Genomic DNA, 15,394 nt, shown 5'->3' with positions numbered 1-15,394 from the left:
ACGCAATTGCAAATCACTCTCATTTAGATTAAATTACCAGCCAAATTTAATCTTATGGGAAACAAGATGCTGCACAAACAAAAAAACTCTGCATTTAAACTGAGTCTACTTACTTCACTAGTTTTATCTGGTCATGCTGTTGCAAACGACACGCAAGACAACCTGCCTTTAGAAAAAATTGCCGTTTATGGGCAACATCATAAAAACTATATTACCGAAGAAGCGCAGTCTGCAACTAAGCTAGGTTTAACAATTAAAGAAACCCCGCAATCAATTTCCGTTGTTTCACGCGCGTTGATGGATGACTTTTCACTTGATGATATTAATGCGGTACTAGAAAGCACACCAGGCGTAACAGTAGAGCAAATAGAAACCGATCGTACATACTTTAAAGCCCGTGGTTTTGAGATAACTAACTTTTTAATTGATGGCTTAGGCACTCCGCAAACCTCTGGTTCAATTCAAGGGACACTTGATACTGCAATTTACGACCGTGTTGAAATTGTACGTGGTGCCAATGGCATGATGACCGGTGCGGGTAACCCATCGGCTACTGTAAACATGGTGCTAAAAAAACCAACCTACACAACACAAGCTCATGCATCTGCTTCTTATGGTTCGTGGAATAACAAGCGTGTAGATATAGATGTTTCTGCACCGATTAACGATGAACACGCTGTTCGCGCTGTATTTTCCAAGCAAGATAAAGAGTCATATTTAGATCGTTACGAAACCGATAAAACTATTGCCTACCTTGCCTATGAAGGAAAGCTAGCTGACGATACGCTACTGAGCATTAACTACGTAAACCAACAAAAAGATGCTGACAGCCCATTGTGGGGCGCATTACCCCTTTATTACACTGATGGTTCACCAACTGATTATGATGAATCAACTAGTACAGCTGCAGATTGGTCGTATTGGGATAATAGCGCTGAACGTATCTATGTAACACTTGAGCAAAACTTATCAGCGACTTGGGTTGCTAAAGCCCGTTATGCCCATATAAAAAATGAACAAAATTCTGAGTTGTTTTATGTATATGGTACCCCAGATAAAGAAACTGGTTTAGGTTTAACCGGCTATGCGAGTCGTTATGATTACAAAGACACGCAAGATTTGTTTGATTTATATGCCAGCGGTAAGTTTGAGTTGTTTTCATTAGAGCACGACTTATCATTTGGTATTAGTCAAGCAAACATGGACTTTAATGACCAATCGCTTTATGACTACAGCACAGGAAATGGCTTCCCTACGATGCCTGATTTAGCGACTTGGGATGGGATTGCACCAGAGGCAACGCTTGCTGATAAACCTAACGGCAGTGATGTACAAAATACACAAAGATCGGCCTATGTTTCAACTCGTATAAAACTAGCAGAGCCATTAAGCATTTTGGCAGGCGTACGCTATACCGATTGGGAAACTAAAGGTACAGCTTATAGTGTAGTGCAAACCCGCGATGACTCAGAGGTTATTCCTTACATTGGTACTGTGTACGACTTTACCGAGTCGTTATCAGCTTACGCAAGCTACACCGAAACGTTTGTGCCACAAAAAGAGTTAGACATTAACGCTGAACAACTGGCTCCGGTTATTGGTAAAAGTGCTGAGGTTGGCCTAAAAGCTCAACTTTTAGATGAGCAAGTATTTGTAACACTGGCCTACTTTGATGCTAAACAAGATGGACTTGCTATTGCGCTTCCAGACTCTCTTCCTAGCGATACGCGTTATTATGCTGCAGATGGTATCAACAGTGATGGTTTCGAAATTGAGCTAAGCGGTCGATTAACAGATGATTTAAGTGCTAGCATCAGCTTTAGTAATTTAAGCATTGATGGTGATGAGCTTGTAAAAGATTACACCCCCGAAAACCAATTAAAAATGGCAGCTACTTATCAAGTACCATTTATTAATGGTTTAACCTTAGGTGCTAATTACCGCTGGCAAGATGCGACTAGCCGCGTGCAAGTAAAAGACCCAGCAGGTAACGCATTGGTTACTACAAAACAAGGGGCTTATGGCATATTAGATTTAATGGCCACCTACGAAATTACTCAAAACGTCGGTGTTACCTTTAATGTTAATAACAGCACTGATGAAAAGTACATAAACAGCCTCTATTGGGCACAAGGTTATTACGGGGCACCACGTAACTACTCATTGTCAGTTAACTGGCAGCTATAAAGCTAACAATTAGGCTTTAAGTCACTGTATAGCAAACAATAAAAAAGCGCTAACCTAAATGGTTAGCGCTTTTTTTAAGCTCGGGTCAAATCAAGCTTTAAAACTAAATGGCTTAAAGGTCGCCTTCATCACCTAATACGTCTTCGCCATCTTCTGGCTCAACCGTTGCTTTTAGCAATAGCATTTCACGTAACTTACCTTCAATTTCATCTGCAATTTCAGGGTTTTCTTTAAGGAACTTAATTGAATTAGACTTACCTTGGCCAACTTTGTTGCCATTGTAACTGTACCAAGCACCTGCTTTTTCAACAATTTTATGCTTAACACCTAAATCAATTAGCTCGCCCTGCTTAGAAATACCTTCACCATACATAATGATAAATTCAGCTTGTTTGAACGGCGGTGCTACTTTGTTCTTCACAACTTTAACACGCGTTTCATTACCAACAACTTCATCACCTTCTTTTACTGAACCAATACGACGAATATCAATACGTACAGAGGCGTAAAATTTCAGGGCATTACCACCAGTTGTTGTTTCAGGATTACCAAACATTACACCAATTTTCATACGGATTTGGTTAATGAAAATACATAGCGTGTTTGAGCGCTTAATGTTACCTGTAAGCTTACGTAATGCTTGTGACATTAAACGTGCTTGTAGACCCATGTGTGAATCACCCATGTCGCCTTCAATCTCAGCTTTAGGTGTTAATGCAGCAACAGAATCGACAATAACTACATCAACCGCGCTTGAGCGCACTAACATGTCACAAATTTCCAGTGCTTGTTCACCCGTATCTGGTTGAGATACCAGTAACTCATCAATATTAACGCCTAACTTTTGTGCGTAAACTGGATCAAGAGCATGCTCAGCATCAACAAAGGCACACGTTTTACCTTCTTTTTGAGCTTGTGCGATAACTTGTAATGTTAGCGTTGTTTTACCTGATGACTCTGGGCCATATACTTCAACAATACGCCCCATTGGCAAGCCGCCTATGCCTAAAGCAATATCAATACCTAGCGAGCCTGTTGATACAGCGTCAATGTTTAACGCCTTATTGTCACCCAATTTCATGATTGAACCTTTACCAAATTGACGTTCAATTTGTGATAAAGCTGCGTCCAACGCTTTTTGTTTGTTATCGTTCATTTTCTTCTCCAAATCCAGCTAATGCACACAAGTATACTGTATGAAATCACAGTATCAAGCTAATTTTATTATTTTATCTTCTCTATTATAGTTTTTAAAGAAAATACAATGGCTTGCAGCCTAACTTGCGCCCTATCACCATTAAATACTTGTTCAAACGTCCAGTGTTTACCGTTAATTTGTAGCCCAAACCACACAAGCCCTACCGGTTTGTCCTCAGTAGCGCCACCGGGCCCTGCAATCCCTGAAATAGCAATGGCAATGTCAGCACTGGCTGCCTTGCAGGCACCTGCTGCCATCTCAATAACTGTTTGTTCGCTCACTGCGCCAAATTGCTCGAGGGTATCATGCTTCACATTGAGTAATTCATGCTTTGCGTTATTGCTATAAGTAACAAATGCACGATCAATATATGCAGAGCTTCCTGGGGTATCGGTAAGCGAATAACTCACTCCACCACCAGTACATGATTCAGCGGTAGTGATCCATAAGCGTTTATCCGTTAAAATAGCGCCTAATTGCGCAGCAAGTGTCTTAATCTCTTGATGTAATTCCATATTCAGCCTTTGGGTAAATACATGTCGTTTGATCTTTATGCACCGCACACTATAAAACAACAAACCCCTATGATGCAGCAGTATCTAAAAATAAAATCAGAGCATCGCGATATTTTATTGTTTTATCGGATGGGGGATTTTTACGAACTCTTTTTTGATGACGCAAAACGCGCCGCGCAGTTGCTTGATATTTCACAAACACACCGTGGCAAAGCAGGGGGCGATCCTATTCCTATGGCGGGCGTGCCTTATCATGCGGTAGAAAACTACTTAGCCCGCTTAGTACAAATGGGCGAGTCGGTGGCTATTTGTGAACAAGTGGGTGACCCTGCCACCAGCAAAGGCCCTGTTGAACGCAAAGTAGTGCGTATTGTAACCCCAGGTACTATTTCTGACGAAGCCTTACTACAAGAGCGCCAAGACAACTTACTAACCAGTGTTTGGCAAAATAAAAAAGGTCAATACGGTGTTGCGTATCTTGATATCAACTCTGGGCGCTTCAATGTTGTTGAAGTTAGTACCGATGAAGCATTTAGCTCAACCCTACAACGCTTAGCGCCTGCTGAATTACTATATAGTGAACACTTTGAAAACACTCATTTAATTGAACATATTAAGGGAGCGCGTCGTCGCCCTGATTGGGAGTTTGACCTTGATACCGCGCAACACTTACTGTGCGAGCAGTTTGGCACCAAAGATTTAGTCGGTTTTGGGGTCGATAAAGCACATAGCGCCTTGGTAGCGGCAGGCTGTTTAATGCAGTACGTAAAAGATACCCAACGTATTGCATTACCGCACATTCGTGCAATTACCCTTGAGCATAATGAACACGCGGTAATTTTAGATGCGCCCACCCGTAAAAACCTTGAGCTTACCGTTAATTTATCAGGTGGCTTTGAAAATACCCTTGCCCAAGTGCTTGATAAAACAGCCACAGCTATGGGCTCACGATTACTTAAGCGCCGTATTCATACTCCTATTCGTAATAAAGACGAGTTAAATTCTCGTCTAAATGCCATTAGTGCTATTTTAGATGTGCAATTATGCAGTGAGCTGCATGACGCTCTCAGAGATATTGGTGATATAGAACGTGTAATTGCTCGCTTGGCATTACACACTGCTCGGCCACGTGATTTAACACGGCTTCGTAGTGCGCTTCAAGCATTAGCACCGCTACATAACTTATTAAGCGATGCCACAGATGCGCGTATTTCTCATATTATTGCCCACTCTAAAGAGCTCCCCGAGCTTCAAGCATTACTTGAACGTGCAGTGATTGATAACCCACCGGTGTTAATTCGTGATGGCGGCGTTATTGCTCCAGGGTATAACAGCGAACTTGATGAGTGGCGTAATTTAAGCCAAGGTGCCACCGATGTGCTTGAACAGCTAGAGCAGCGCGAACGTGAACGCACAGGTATTAGTACACTTAAAATTGGTTATAACCGAGTGCATGGCTTTTTTATTGAAGTGAGCCGCGCTAACTCGCACTTAGTGCCTGCAGATTATATTCGTCGTCAAACGTTAAAAAATAATGAACGTTATATAATTCCAGAACTTAAAGAACATGAAGACAAGGTTCTCGGCAGCCAATCAAAAGCGCTGGCCCTAGAAAAGCAGCTATACGAACAGCTATTTGAATTTATTGCTCCGCATATCGAGCAGCTGCAAATAATGGCCTCGGTCATTGCCGATTTAGATGTACTGAATAATTTAGCAGAGCGTGCCCAAACGCTAAATTATGCCAAGCCTGAGCTTTGCGATAACGATAATATCAGCATCGAACAAGGCCGCCACCCTGTAGTTGAGCAAGTAATGAAAGACCCATTTATTGCCAATCCTGTGGAGCTCAATAGCCAGCGTAAAATGTTGATAATTACTGGTCCCAACATGGGCGGTAAATCAACTTACATGCGCCAAACTGCGCTTATTGTGCTTATGGCGCACATTGGCTGTTACGTTCCTGCTGATAGCGCAAAGATTGGTAATATTGATAGAATATTTACTCGCATTGGCGCCAGTGACGACTTAGCATCTGGGCGCTCTACCTTTATGGTTGAAATGACAGAAACCGCGGCAATTTTAAATAATGCCACCGCACAATCATTGGTATTAATGGATGAAATAGGCCGAGGAACCAGTACTTACGATGGTTTATCACTGGCATACGCAACAGCTGATCATCTTGCTTCAAAAATAGCAGCTAAAACTCTGTTCGCAACCCATTACTTTGAACTCACAGAGCTTGCAGAACAAACACCAGGGTTGGTTAATGTGCACTTAGATGCCATTGAACACAACGATACCATTGCTTTTATGCATACGGTATTAGATGGTGCCGCAAGTAAAAGTTTTGGTTTGCAAGTGGCAGCTCTGGCTGGCGTACCTAAAGCGGTTATTGCCCAAGCTAAACAAAAGCTAACCTTGCTTGAAAATCATCAAAGTGTCACAACAGTCACCACAGAGCAACAGGTTTTACCGTTTGATAGTGAACCGCAAATAATTCAGCCTAGTGAACTTGAGCAACAAATGACCGCAATAGATCCCGATAACCTATCACCGCGTCAGGCGCATGAACTGCTTTATAAATTAAAAGCACTGCTTTAAACGCAAACAGCCCGACTAAAAAGTCGGGCTGTATTTAATTTTACTGTGTGTTTAGATTAAGCAAACTGCTCAAACAAGCTTTCGGTACTTAATCCTTCTTGCTGCAAGATATCTTTTAACCGACGTAGCGCCTCAACCTGTATTTGGCGAACTCGCTCACGGGTTAACCCAATTTCACGGCCCACATCTTCAAGCGTTGAAGGCTCATAACCGAGTAAACCAAACCGACGTGCCAGTACTTCGCGCTGCTTAGGGTTCAATTCACCTAACCAGTCAATAATATGCGTATTCATATCATTGTTTTGCACTTCACCTTCAGGACCTACATTTTTTTCGTCGGCAATCACATCTAACAATGCACTGTCGTTTTCACCACCAATAGGCATATCTACAGACGCTATTTTTTCGTTTAGGCGAAGCATTTTTGTTACATCTTCGACCGGTCTGTCTAAGCTTTCTGCAATTTCTTCTGCGGTTGGCTCATGATCAAGCTTTTGAGTTAGCTCACGTGCTGTACGTAAATAAACGTTAAGCTCTTTAACAACATGAATAGGCAAACGAATAGTACGGGTTTGATTCATTATTGCCCGTTCAATGGTTTGTCGTATCCACCATGTGGCATAAGTAGAAAATCGAAAACCCCGTTCAGGATCAAACTTTTCAACTGCTCGGATCAGCCCTAAGTTACCTTCTTCAATTAAATCAAGTAGAGCAAGTCCACGATTGTTGTACCTACGCGCAATTTTTACAACTAAGCGTAAGTTACTTTCAATCATACGTTTTCGGGAGGCTTCGCAGCCTTTAAGCGATTTTCGTGCAAAAAACACTTCTTCTTCTGCACTTAATAGAGGGGAAAAACCAATCTCGCCTAAGTATAACTGGGTGGCATCGAGGTTTTTAGTGACTTCTTCTTTTACAAATACATCTTCATCTTCCACTTCATCAAGTAACTTCGTTGTCTCCTCTATTTTAGAGTCGTCAAACTTATCATCAGTGGGGGTTTTCTCAGCTTTTGCTACATCAGCCATAAGACTTCTCCTGAGCAAGCTATCAATAACTTTATGATTTAGGTCTGTAGTCGTTTTACAAGCTTTTGCTGTATTAGCCATGAGCCTTCTCCAGAACAGTCAATCAACACCTTCAGTTCAGGGTAGGTACTTAGCAGGGTTAACAGCTTTTCCTCGATAACGAATTTCAAAACGAAGTGCCGTTACTGAAGACTCTGAATTACCAATTTCTGCTATTTTTTGTCCCGCCTTCACTATTTGCTTTTCTTTCACAAGTAACGTTGAGTTATGTGCATAAGCACTTAGGTAATCATCATTATGTTTCAATATGATTAAATTACCGTAACCTCTTAGCGCACTACCCGCGTAAACTACCGTTCCTTTTGCAGCGGCGAGTACAGCAGTACCCTTTTTATTAGCAATCTGTAGGCCTTTGTAACCATTTTCCTTGTTAGAAAAGCGTTTTGTTATTTTACCTTTAGCAGGCCAAAACCAACTCAACTTTTTAGCTGAAGAACCTTGAGACTGACTAATTTTTTGGTTAGCTTGTTTTTGAACATACCTACGTTTTTTCGGCTTATCAAGCTCTTTCTTTAATTTTCTGTTACTTTTTTGTAAATTAGATGACTTTTTAGCGGGCTTATTTTGGTAAGTTTTTTGTGCAACCCTTGACCTACTTGGTTCTAAAAGGGATACAACCTGACCAGGAACAATAGTGTAAGGTGATGGAATTGAATTATTTTTTGCAAGTTCTCTGAAATCTTTTCCAGCACTAAAAGCAATCGAATAAAGTGTATCGCCTTTTTGTACCGTGTACTTGCCACCGTTAATATTAATCCGTGAGGGATAGTCATTAATATTATTATTTAAACTACTTACAGGAGCAGGAACATGGCGAGACGAGCATGCACAAAGCAAAACACTAATAAATAAAGCAACATAACAGCGTATTTGTTTATTCAATGTGTTTTGCCCTCTGTTTTAACATCGTTGCATTATGGCGATTATCGCAATAATACGTACGCAACAGCGATTAAAGCAACCACTGCCCAGCCAAGTACTTCAATATATTGACGTAATTTTTGTTCCATTTTAACTCCACCCCACTTCATTAAAGCAGATACTAAAAAGAAACGCGCGCCACGCCCAATAGCCGAGGCAATAATAAAGGGTAAAAACGCCATTTGTAATACGCCAGCGCCAATGGTAAATACCTTATAAGGAATAGGAGAAAACCCCGCTATAAATACCACCCAAACGCCATAATCTTTAAACCATGCAAGCGCCGTATTAAATTTATCTTGCCATTGCATTTGCGCAATAAAGGGCTCTACAACCGGTTCAAACAACCAAAATCCAAGTAAATAACCCAGTACGCCGCCAAGCACAGAAGCAACCGTGGCAAAGCTTGCAAATCGCCATGCCTTACTTGGTTGCGCTAGCGACATAGGCGCTAACATTACATCAGGTGGAACTGGGAAGAAAACCGACTCGGCAAAACTCATCCCTGCTAAATAACGTTCTGCATGGCGGTGTTTAGCCCACACTAACGCCATATCGTATAACTTGGTAAACAACTTCAAAATGAATTCCTATTCAATATCACCAGGGACTAAAGGTACAAATCTTACTGGCGCAATTACATGCTCTGTAAAGTTATCGCCTTGGCGAATAACCATGGTTAATTTTTGTTCGTCCTCACCAATAGGGGCGAGTAATACGCCTCCATCAGCAAGTTGTGCGAGTAACTCGGGGGGAATGGTGGTTGCCGCAGCAGTCACGATAATGCCATCAAATGGCGCTTGTGACTGCCAGCCTTGCCAACCATCGCCATGTTTCATGGTGACATTGTACAAATCAAGCTGGTGTAATCGGCGTTTAGCTTGCCATTGTAAGGCTTTAATACGCTCTACCGAATATACCTTATCAAAGGTTTTAGCCAAAACCGCCGTTTGATAGCCCGACCCTGTGCCTATTTCTAACACCTTATGTTGTACACCGGCTAATCGCATTAGCTCGGTCATGCGCGCAACAATATAAGGCTGAGAAATAGTTTGCCCTTGCCCTATCGGTAAAGCGGTATTCTGATACGCTTTATGCTTGAGTACATCATCAATAAATATATGCCGAGGAATTTGCGCAATCGCTTTTAAAACCTCTTTGTCTTCTACGCCATCTCGCTGTAAAAGGTCTGAAAGTGCTTGTGCACTGCGAGTATAATTAGCCAGCACGGTTAATCTCCAACTCGGCTAACCACTCTCCCACGGCTTTAATACTGTCTTTGGCGGTCATATCAACGCTTAACGGGGTCACTGATGCATAACCATTATTAACCGCATAAAAGTCAGTGCCTTCACCTGCGTCGCTTTCAAGCCCTAGCGATCCATACCAAAAAATATCGCGTCCCCATGGATCGGTTTGCTTGGTCATGGTTTCTGCTTTGTGACGAGCCCCTAAACGAGTTACCTGAACACCTTTGAGCTCAGAGAGCGGAATATCGGGAACATTAATATTAATGATCTGATCTTTGGGCAACGGATGTGAAGCAAGCCCTTTAATAATATTTACAGTAACGGCTGCCGCTGTTTCAAAATGCTCACCATGATGAGAGCACAAAGATACCGCAATTGCTGGTAAGCCTAAATGACGGCCTTCAGTCGCCGCAGCAACTGTACCAGAGTAAAGCGTATCATCGCCTAAATTACCGCCATGATTAATACCAGCAACAACCAAATCGGGTTTTTCATCCACTAATTGATTAACACCTAAGTGCACACAATCAGTGGGTGTACCGTTTACCGACATAAAACCGTTGTCGAGCGTTGTGGCACGCAGCGGATTCATTAGCGTTAGTGAATTACTAGCACCACTACAATTTCTATCTGGAGCAACCAGCGTTACCTCAGCAACTTGTGTTAATGCTTGATATAAAACAGCAATACCTTTGGCATTAACACCATCATCATTACTTAATAGAATCTTCATCTGCGGTATCCTTTTCTTTTCGCTCGCGAGGGCTGGCATCAGTATAATCGACCAGTTCGCGCAGTAAAGCCGTTGCAAAACAGCCTTTGGGTAAACCAAAGCTGAGTTTTAATGTGCGTTCATCAAGCGTTTCTATGCTTAGCTCTTGGGGGATTAAACGCAGCATTCTACGCTCGTTTTTAAGCCCTAAATCCCCTAAGCCATCACACCATGCTTGATACGGTGCCAACCATGTTTTTTCTTGTTCGGTTAAGCCTTTTTCACTTTTGCCCACCATGGGCGCCGACATCATAATGTCGCCAGAGGCAAGCCGTGCAATATTTTCATCACTTATCGCATCTTCAAAAAATGCATTACTGCCACTGAGCATAAATACTTCGCGGTGCATGGTTTTAGCAAGCCCATGCTCAGCCACGCGTAAACTAACAATTTGATTAAACACATGTGAACGCGCAGCAGAAATAATAATGCCTCGCAGCTTTTTATCGCGAATACGCTCACCGGCAAACATTTTTTCGGCCATCACTAGGTTGTGCCCATCACGACCAAAGCGCTGTTCACCAAAATAATTAGGCACACCTGCGCGTACCGCGTTTATACGGCATAAAATATCAAGCGGCTCGGTTACATTGCGCAAGGTAATAGTAAATCTATTTCCTTTATGGCAACCAGTGCGCAATTTTCGCTCATGGCGCTGCTGCGATACCACAAACACGCTTTCACTGTTCAGCTCAGTAAAATCAATATGCTTTTTAATCGGTACTTTTACGCTAAACCACTGCGAGCATACTCCATGGCGATCTTTCATACCGGCATAGCTTACATCACGTGGCGATAGACCCGCTTTTTGTGCAATCAGCTTGGCAACATATTGGGTGTTTTCACCCTTTTTAACCACTTGCAAACACACGTGTTCACCACTGCCGGTAAACTCTATACCGAGATCCTCATCAACCATAAAGTCTTCTGCGGTGGTTTTAAAGTCGGCTTTGGAAAGCGGCGCGCCATATAAATAATTTAATTCGCTCATGCGTTTTGTTTGCTCATAATGACCACGGCATGGCTTGAAATGCCTTCTTTACGCCCCTCAAAACCGAGTTTTTCGGTAGTGGTAGCTTTTACATTTACCTGTGAAAGCTCGGCATTTAAATCACTGGCAAGGTTGCCACGCATCGCTTGAATGTGCGGCAGCATTTTTGGTGCTTGTGCCACAATAGTGACATCCGCATTGCCCAATACATAACCTTGTTGCTTGGCTAGGTTCACTACATGGCGAAGTAAAATACGGCTATCAATATTTTCATATTCACTGGCCGTATCCGGAAAATGCTTACCAATATCGCCCAGCGCTAATGATCCTAAAATAGCGTCACATAAGGCATGAATAGCTACATCACCATCTGAGTGTGCTAAAAAGCCTTGTGGATAATCAATTTTTTCGCCGCAGATAGTTAAAGGCCCTTGGCCTCCAAATTTATGTACGTCAAAACCATGGCCTATTCGTATCATGTTGCACTCTCATTATTTTGTTTTTGCAGTAAAAAGCCTGCTAAATCTAAATCTTCTGGGGTGGTAATTTTAATATTATCACTACGCCCTGCTACCAGCTTTACCGGCTTATTTGCCCACTCCATTGCACTGGCTTCATCAGTAATGGTAACGCCGCTGTTAAGCGCACTTTGCAATGCCGTTTTAAGCTCGTCGTATTTAAACAGTTGCGGGGTAAGCGCTTGCCATAAATCATCACGAGGCACTGTTTGCTGCGCATGGCTTTGCCCCCGTTTTATAGTGTCTTTTACTTTGCTGGCTAAAATGCCGCCTTCATCAGCCTGCATGCACTGTGCGATTAAGCGCTCTATATCAGCAATATCGACTAAAGGTCTTGCAGCGTCGTGCACCAAAACCCAAGCAGGTGGGTTGGCATCTAAAAACAATAAACTGTTTAACACTGAATCTGCGCGCTCTTTACCGCCAATAGCACGCACAATGCGAGGATCAGCTAGCGTAAGGTCGTCAAAGTAGGGGTCGGTTTCGCTCAGTGCCACCACTATAGAGTTTAACTGCGGTAACTGCGATAACTTAGCGAGCGTATGCTCTAGAATGGTTTTCCCTGCTAAGGAAATATATTGCTTTGGTGTTGTGTGTTGCATTCGACTGCCAACACCTGCGGCAGGAACAATAGCAGCAATAGTTTGTTTATTTGTCATGGTGTTGAGCCGGTAAAACACGAATAAAGGTTTCGTCCGGTTTAATCATTCCTAATTCGTTGCGGGCACGCTCTTCAATGCCTTCGTGGCCGAGCTTTAAATCTTCTATATCCGCTTTTAATACTTTATTACGCTTTATTAGTTTTTCGTTAGTTTGTTGATGCGATGCCACCGCATTTTTTAAACGGGTGTAGTCTTGCACCCCGTTATGACCAAACCAAAGGCGATACTGGATAAAAAGTGCTAAGCACAACAAGCCAAATTGAAAAAATCGCATTAAACACTCCTTATTTTAATTTTTAATTATCTACTTATGCTAGCGGCCGCTTAACATTGCGCCAATTAATATTGGCAGCTAGTAACATTTCCCGTAATGACAAAACCCGTGGTGTGCTACGCTTTGAAAACTGCCACTGGTGGCCACAACACGCCGCTGCAAGGCTCGTTTTACTAGGTTTAAGCAGTTGCGCACTTTGCTGCTCAAGTCCTTGGCCTAAAAAATCAAACCAGCCAAGTTCATTACAATGCAGTTGCGTATCAGCTACTTGATCAATGCTGTCTATTCTAACCCGAATTTGACCGTGACTTTGTAATAATACCGGAATTATTAGCCCTACTTTGGCATGCGCTTGATAAAAAAGTTCATTCGCTGCAGGATTAGCCTCTGGCGGTGTTGGTTTTTGCTTTTCAAGCCAGCCTCCATTTTGCGCATCAAGCGTAAAAGGCAATGGTGCATTAGCTACACGTGTTGCGGCACGTTCAATATAATAAGGCAGACTTTTTAATTGCCTGCGTAAACGGTCACCATTAGGTTCAGCCACTAAGCGCTGAACTTCACGCTGATAAAAAGCATTGCATAATTGTGCGTAAAGCACTTTTTCTGCATCAGTTTGCCACATTTCAACTTGCTGGCTTGTGTTAAACTGCTTATTTTTAGCAACCAATCGCTGTACTCAAAAAAACATTTTAATACTGTTTTATAACACAGTAATGCACAGTTTTTAAGCACTTGTAGTAATTTAAGCGCTTGGCTTTTCACCTAATTTTGCAATACCTGATTCTAAAAATTGCACCATAGTACTGCGCTTTTTACCTATTAATAAGCTGCCATCAGATAAAAACATAAAGTTTTGCCAGTTACGTTTAAACACATCAAATGTCGTTTCGATAATATTGTCGCGTGCCATGCAAAAATACACTGTGGTATTAGCCTGCCAATCTAAGTGGTTCAAAATAGCTTCTGGAAATTGGGGTTCTTCGCTTTCCCACGCATCTTCCCAATTAATTTCTTGGCTAAAGTTTTGCTCTTGCGCGCACCAATCGGTTTTATCAAAAAAGTCTGGATGATCATGTTCACGACTCACCATGGTTGTCCACAGTACGGCGGCACGCTCGCTGGTCATTGGTTTAATATTGGCTGCATCAATATCTGAAACCGGAATATCTTTGTGGCGAAATACCCAGGCTTTTTTGTAATCATCAAGAGAAATATAATTCATAGTATTGCTGTATTCTTTGGCATAATAAAAAGCGAAGGCAAATTATACAAGATAACAGACTATGACTACAGCACTAAAACTGGGTTTATATCAACACTACAAAGGCCCACAATATAAAGTTATGCATGTGGCGACTCACAGCGAAACCAACGAGCAATTGGTTATTTACCAAGCCTTATACGGTGAATACGGCATATGGGCACGCCCACTAAGTATGTTTACTGAAACCGTAGAAAAAGACGGTAAAACTATCGCCCGTTTTGCCTACCTTGGTGAAGCCGATTAACTATGGCATTATAACGCATAATAATTACTGCTCAGACCAGATAAAGGATAACCCGTGCAATTTAATTCTACTGATAATTACATCGCAAGCTCAGCATTAAAACAGGCAGTAAACGCCGCTATTATGCTGCAAAAACCGCTTTTAATTAAAGGCGAGCCTGGCACAGGTAAAACCATGCTGGCCGAAGAGTTAGCGAAAAGTTTAGATACTGAGCTTATTCAGTGGCATATAAAATCAACCACTAAAGCGCAGCAAGGTTTGTACGAGTACGATGCGGTATCGCGTTTGCGCGACAGCCAGCTAGGTGATGAGCGCGTTCACAATATTAGCAACTACATAGTTAAAGGTAAGCTGTGGCAAGCCTTCATGTACGCTGAATTAAACGGCAAACGCCCAGTACTGCTTATTGACGAAATAGACAAAGCCGATATTGAGTTTCCAAACGATTTACTACTCGAACTCGATAAAATGGAATTTCATGTATACGAAACCGGTGAGCGCATTGTGGCTAAAGAGCGCCCTATTGTGATCATCACATCAAACAATGAAAAAGAGCTGCCTGATGCGTTTTTACGTCGCTGTTTTTTCCATTATATTGATTTTCCAAATAGCGACGAAATGCAGCAAATTATTGATGTACACTACCCGCATGTTAAACAAGATTTAGTTCGCCAAGCATTAGAAGTATTTTTTAACTTACGCGAAGCCAACGGCCTTAAAAAGAAGCCATCCACCAGCGAGTTACTGGATTGGTTAAAGCTATTAATGGCTGAAGATATAGACGCAAAAATCCTGCACGACAAAACGCAAAAAGGCGGTTTAATGCCGATGTTTGGTGCGCTGCTTAAAAACGAGCAAGACATAAGCCTAATCGAAAAATTAGCCTTTATGAGTCGCCGTTAA

Annotated in this window: 17 protein-coding genes; 4 read left to right on the top strand and 13 right to left on the bottom strand. The window is 42.1% G+C overall.

The genetic code is table 11. The annotated features are described in order from the left end of the window. Nucleotides 1–66: 66 nt before the first annotated feature. Entirely contained in the window at nucleotides 67–2,187 is a 2,121-nt protein-coding gene (locus ACZ5WS_RS07080; protein ID WP_464711332.1) for a TonB-dependent siderophore receptor, read from the top strand. Between the two features lie 112 nt (nucleotides 2,188–2,299). Here the strand turns inward: ACZ5WS_RS07080 and recA are convergent, their stop codons facing one another. Both recA and ACZ5WS_RS07070 read right to left on the bottom strand, forming a co-directional pair. Beyond that, nucleotides 2,300–3,343, bottom strand: coding sequence for a recombinase RecA (gene recA / locus ACZ5WS_RS07075; RefSeq protein WP_058155138.1), 1,044 nt, complete (start codon nucleotides 3,341–3,343; stop codon nucleotides 2,300–2,302). A 68-nt stretch (nucleotides 3,344–3,411) separates the two neighbouring features. After that, nucleotides 3,412–3,900, bottom strand: a complete 489-nt coding sequence (locus ACZ5WS_RS07070; protein ID WP_138609349.1) for a CinA family protein — start codon at nucleotides 3,898–3,900, stop codon at nucleotides 3,412–3,414. Between the two features lie 21 nt (nucleotides 3,901–3,921). Here ACZ5WS_RS07070 and mutS point away from each other — a divergent pair, with 21 nt between their 5' ends. Beyond that, nucleotides 3,922–6,507 (top strand): DNA mismatch repair protein MutS, encoded by a 2,586-nt coding sequence (mutS, locus tag ACZ5WS_RS07065; protein ID WP_198523584.1) that lies wholly within the window; start codon nucleotides 3,922–3,924, stop codon nucleotides 6,505–6,507. Nucleotides 6,508–6,563: 56 nt separating this feature from the next. Here mutS and rpoS read toward each other — a convergent pair whose 3' ends face one another. The 11 genes from rpoS to ACZ5WS_RS07010 all read right to left on the bottom strand — a co-directional run bounded on the left by rpoS (nucleotide 6,564) and on the right by ACZ5WS_RS07010 (nucleotide 14,205). Then, nucleotides 6,564–7,535, bottom strand: coding sequence for an RNA polymerase sigma factor RpoS (rpoS, locus tag ACZ5WS_RS07060; RefSeq protein WP_109874229.1), 972 nt, complete (start codon nucleotides 7,533–7,535; stop codon nucleotides 6,564–6,566). Between the two features lie 117 nt (nucleotides 7,536–7,652). After that, entirely contained in the window at nucleotides 7,653–8,477 is an 825-nt protein-coding gene (locus tag ACZ5WS_RS07055) for a peptidoglycan DD-metalloendopeptidase family protein (protein WP_178956469.1), read from the bottom strand. A gap of 41 nt (nucleotides 8,478–8,518) precedes the next feature. Continuing rightward, nucleotides 8,519–9,097: a YqaA family protein gene (locus ACZ5WS_RS07050; RefSeq protein WP_138609355.1), complete on the bottom strand. Its 579-nt coding sequence runs from the start codon at nucleotides 9,095–9,097 to the stop codon at nucleotides 8,519–8,521. A gap of 9 nt (nucleotides 9,098–9,106) precedes the next feature. After that, nucleotides 9,107–9,745 (bottom strand): protein-L-isoaspartate(D-aspartate) O-methyltransferase, encoded by a 639-nt coding sequence (locus ACZ5WS_RS07045; protein ID WP_464711328.1) that lies wholly within the window; start codon nucleotides 9,743–9,745, stop codon nucleotides 9,107–9,109. Next, on the bottom strand, nucleotides 9,735–10,499 hold the full coding sequence (gene surE / locus ACZ5WS_RS07040) for a 5'/3'-nucleotidase SurE (RefSeq protein ID WP_464711326.1): 765 nt from the start codon (nucleotides 10,497–10,499) through the stop codon (nucleotides 9,735–9,737). Before surE ends, ACZ5WS_RS07045 begins: the two co-directional genes overlap by 11 nt. After that, a complete protein-coding gene (truD, locus tag ACZ5WS_RS07035) occupies nucleotides 10,480–11,529 on the bottom strand; it encodes a tRNA pseudouridine(13) synthase TruD (protein WP_464711324.1) in 1,050 nt (349 codons plus the stop codon). The genes surE and truD overlap by 20 nt, the downstream gene beginning before the upstream one ends. Further along, complete coding sequence (ispF, locus tag ACZ5WS_RS07030; protein WP_008464226.1) at nucleotides 11,526–12,008, bottom strand: 2-C-methyl-D-erythritol 2,4-cyclodiphosphate synthase; 483 nt, start codon at nucleotides 12,006–12,008, stop codon at nucleotides 11,526–11,528. Before ispF ends, truD begins: the two co-directional genes overlap by 4 nt. After that, nucleotides 12,005–12,706: a 2-C-methyl-D-erythritol 4-phosphate cytidylyltransferase gene (gene ispD, locus ACZ5WS_RS07025; RefSeq protein ID WP_464711322.1), complete on the bottom strand. Its 702-nt coding sequence runs from the start codon at nucleotides 12,704–12,706 to the stop codon at nucleotides 12,005–12,007. Before ispD ends, ispF begins: the two co-directional genes overlap by 4 nt. After that, nucleotides 12,696–12,983, bottom strand: coding sequence for a cell division protein FtsB (gene ftsB, locus ACZ5WS_RS07020; protein ID WP_008110330.1), 288 nt, complete (start codon nucleotides 12,981–12,983; stop codon nucleotides 12,696–12,698). The genes ispD and ftsB overlap by 11 nt, the downstream gene beginning before the upstream one ends. Before the next feature lie 34 nt (nucleotides 12,984–13,017). After that, a complete protein-coding gene (locus tag ACZ5WS_RS07015) occupies nucleotides 13,018–13,650 on the bottom strand; it encodes a hypothetical protein (protein WP_464711320.1) in 633 nt (210 codons plus the stop codon). 75 nt (nucleotides 13,651–13,725) lie between these two features. Then, the gene (locus ACZ5WS_RS07010) at nucleotides 13,726–14,205 is read right to left on the bottom strand and encodes a DUF2947 domain-containing protein (RefSeq protein WP_178956473.1); all 480 of its coding nucleotides are present in this window, start codon (nucleotides 14,203–14,205) and stop codon (nucleotides 13,726–13,728) included. A gap of 61 nt (nucleotides 14,206–14,266) precedes the next feature. Here ACZ5WS_RS07010 and ACZ5WS_RS07005 point away from each other — a divergent pair, with 61 nt between their 5' ends. Continuing rightward, a complete protein-coding gene (locus ACZ5WS_RS07005; protein WP_008110327.1) occupies nucleotides 14,267–14,491 on the top strand; it encodes a DUF1653 domain-containing protein in 225 nt (74 codons plus the stop codon). Between the two features lie 54 nt (nucleotides 14,492–14,545). Then, nucleotides 14,546–15,394: an AAA family ATPase gene (locus tag ACZ5WS_RS07000; protein WP_464711318.1), complete on the top strand. Its 849-nt coding sequence runs from the start codon at nucleotides 14,546–14,548 to the stop codon at nucleotides 15,392–15,394.

The organism is Pseudoalteromonas sp. 11L1 (assembly GCF_055397545.1).
Note: the sequence above shows the minus strand (reverse complement) of the source record. Positions and strands in the feature narration are given on the sequence as shown.

Coding starts and splice junctions, on each gene's coding strand:
- recA (WP_058155138.1), bottom strand. CDS start 3,343: ATGAACGATAACAAACAAAAAGCGTTGGACGCAGCTTTATCACAAATT.
- ispF (WP_008464226.1), bottom strand. CDS start 12,008: ATGATACGAATAGGCCATGGTTTTGACGTACATAAATTTGGAGGCCAA.
- surE (WP_464711326.1), bottom strand. CDS start 10,499: ATGAAGATTCTATTAAGTAATGATGATGGTGTTAATGCCAAAGGTATT.
- ftsB (WP_008110330.1), bottom strand. CDS start 12,983: ATGCGATTTTTTCAATTTGGCTTGTTGTGCTTAGCACTTTTTATCCAG.
- ispD (WP_464711322.1), bottom strand. CDS start 12,706: ATGACAAATAAACAAACTATTGCTGCTATTGTTCCTGCCGCAGGTGTT.
- ACZ5WS_RS07010 (WP_178956473.1), bottom strand. CDS start 14,205: ATGAATTATATTTCTCTTGATGATTACAAAAAAGCCTGGGTATTTCGC.
- rpoS (WP_109874229.1), bottom strand. CDS start 7,535: ATGGCTGATGTAGCAAAAGCTGAGAAAACCCCCACTGATGATAAGTTT.
- ACZ5WS_RS07070 (WP_138609349.1), bottom strand. CDS start 3,900: ATGGAATTACATCAAGAGATTAAGACACTTGCTGCGCAATTAGGCGCT.
- mutS (WP_198523584.1), top strand. CDS start 3,922: ATGTCGTTTGATCTTTATGCACCGCACACTATAAAACAACAAACCCCT.
- ACZ5WS_RS07005 (WP_008110327.1), top strand. CDS start 14,267: ATGACTACAGCACTAAAACTGGGTTTATATCAACACTACAAAGGCCCA.
- truD (WP_464711324.1), bottom strand. CDS start 11,529: ATGAGCGAATTAAATTATTTATATGGCGCGCCGCTTTCCAAAGCCGAC.
- ACZ5WS_RS07080 (WP_464711332.1), top strand. CDS start 67: ATGCTGCACAAACAAAAAAACTCTGCATTTAAACTGAGTCTACTTACT.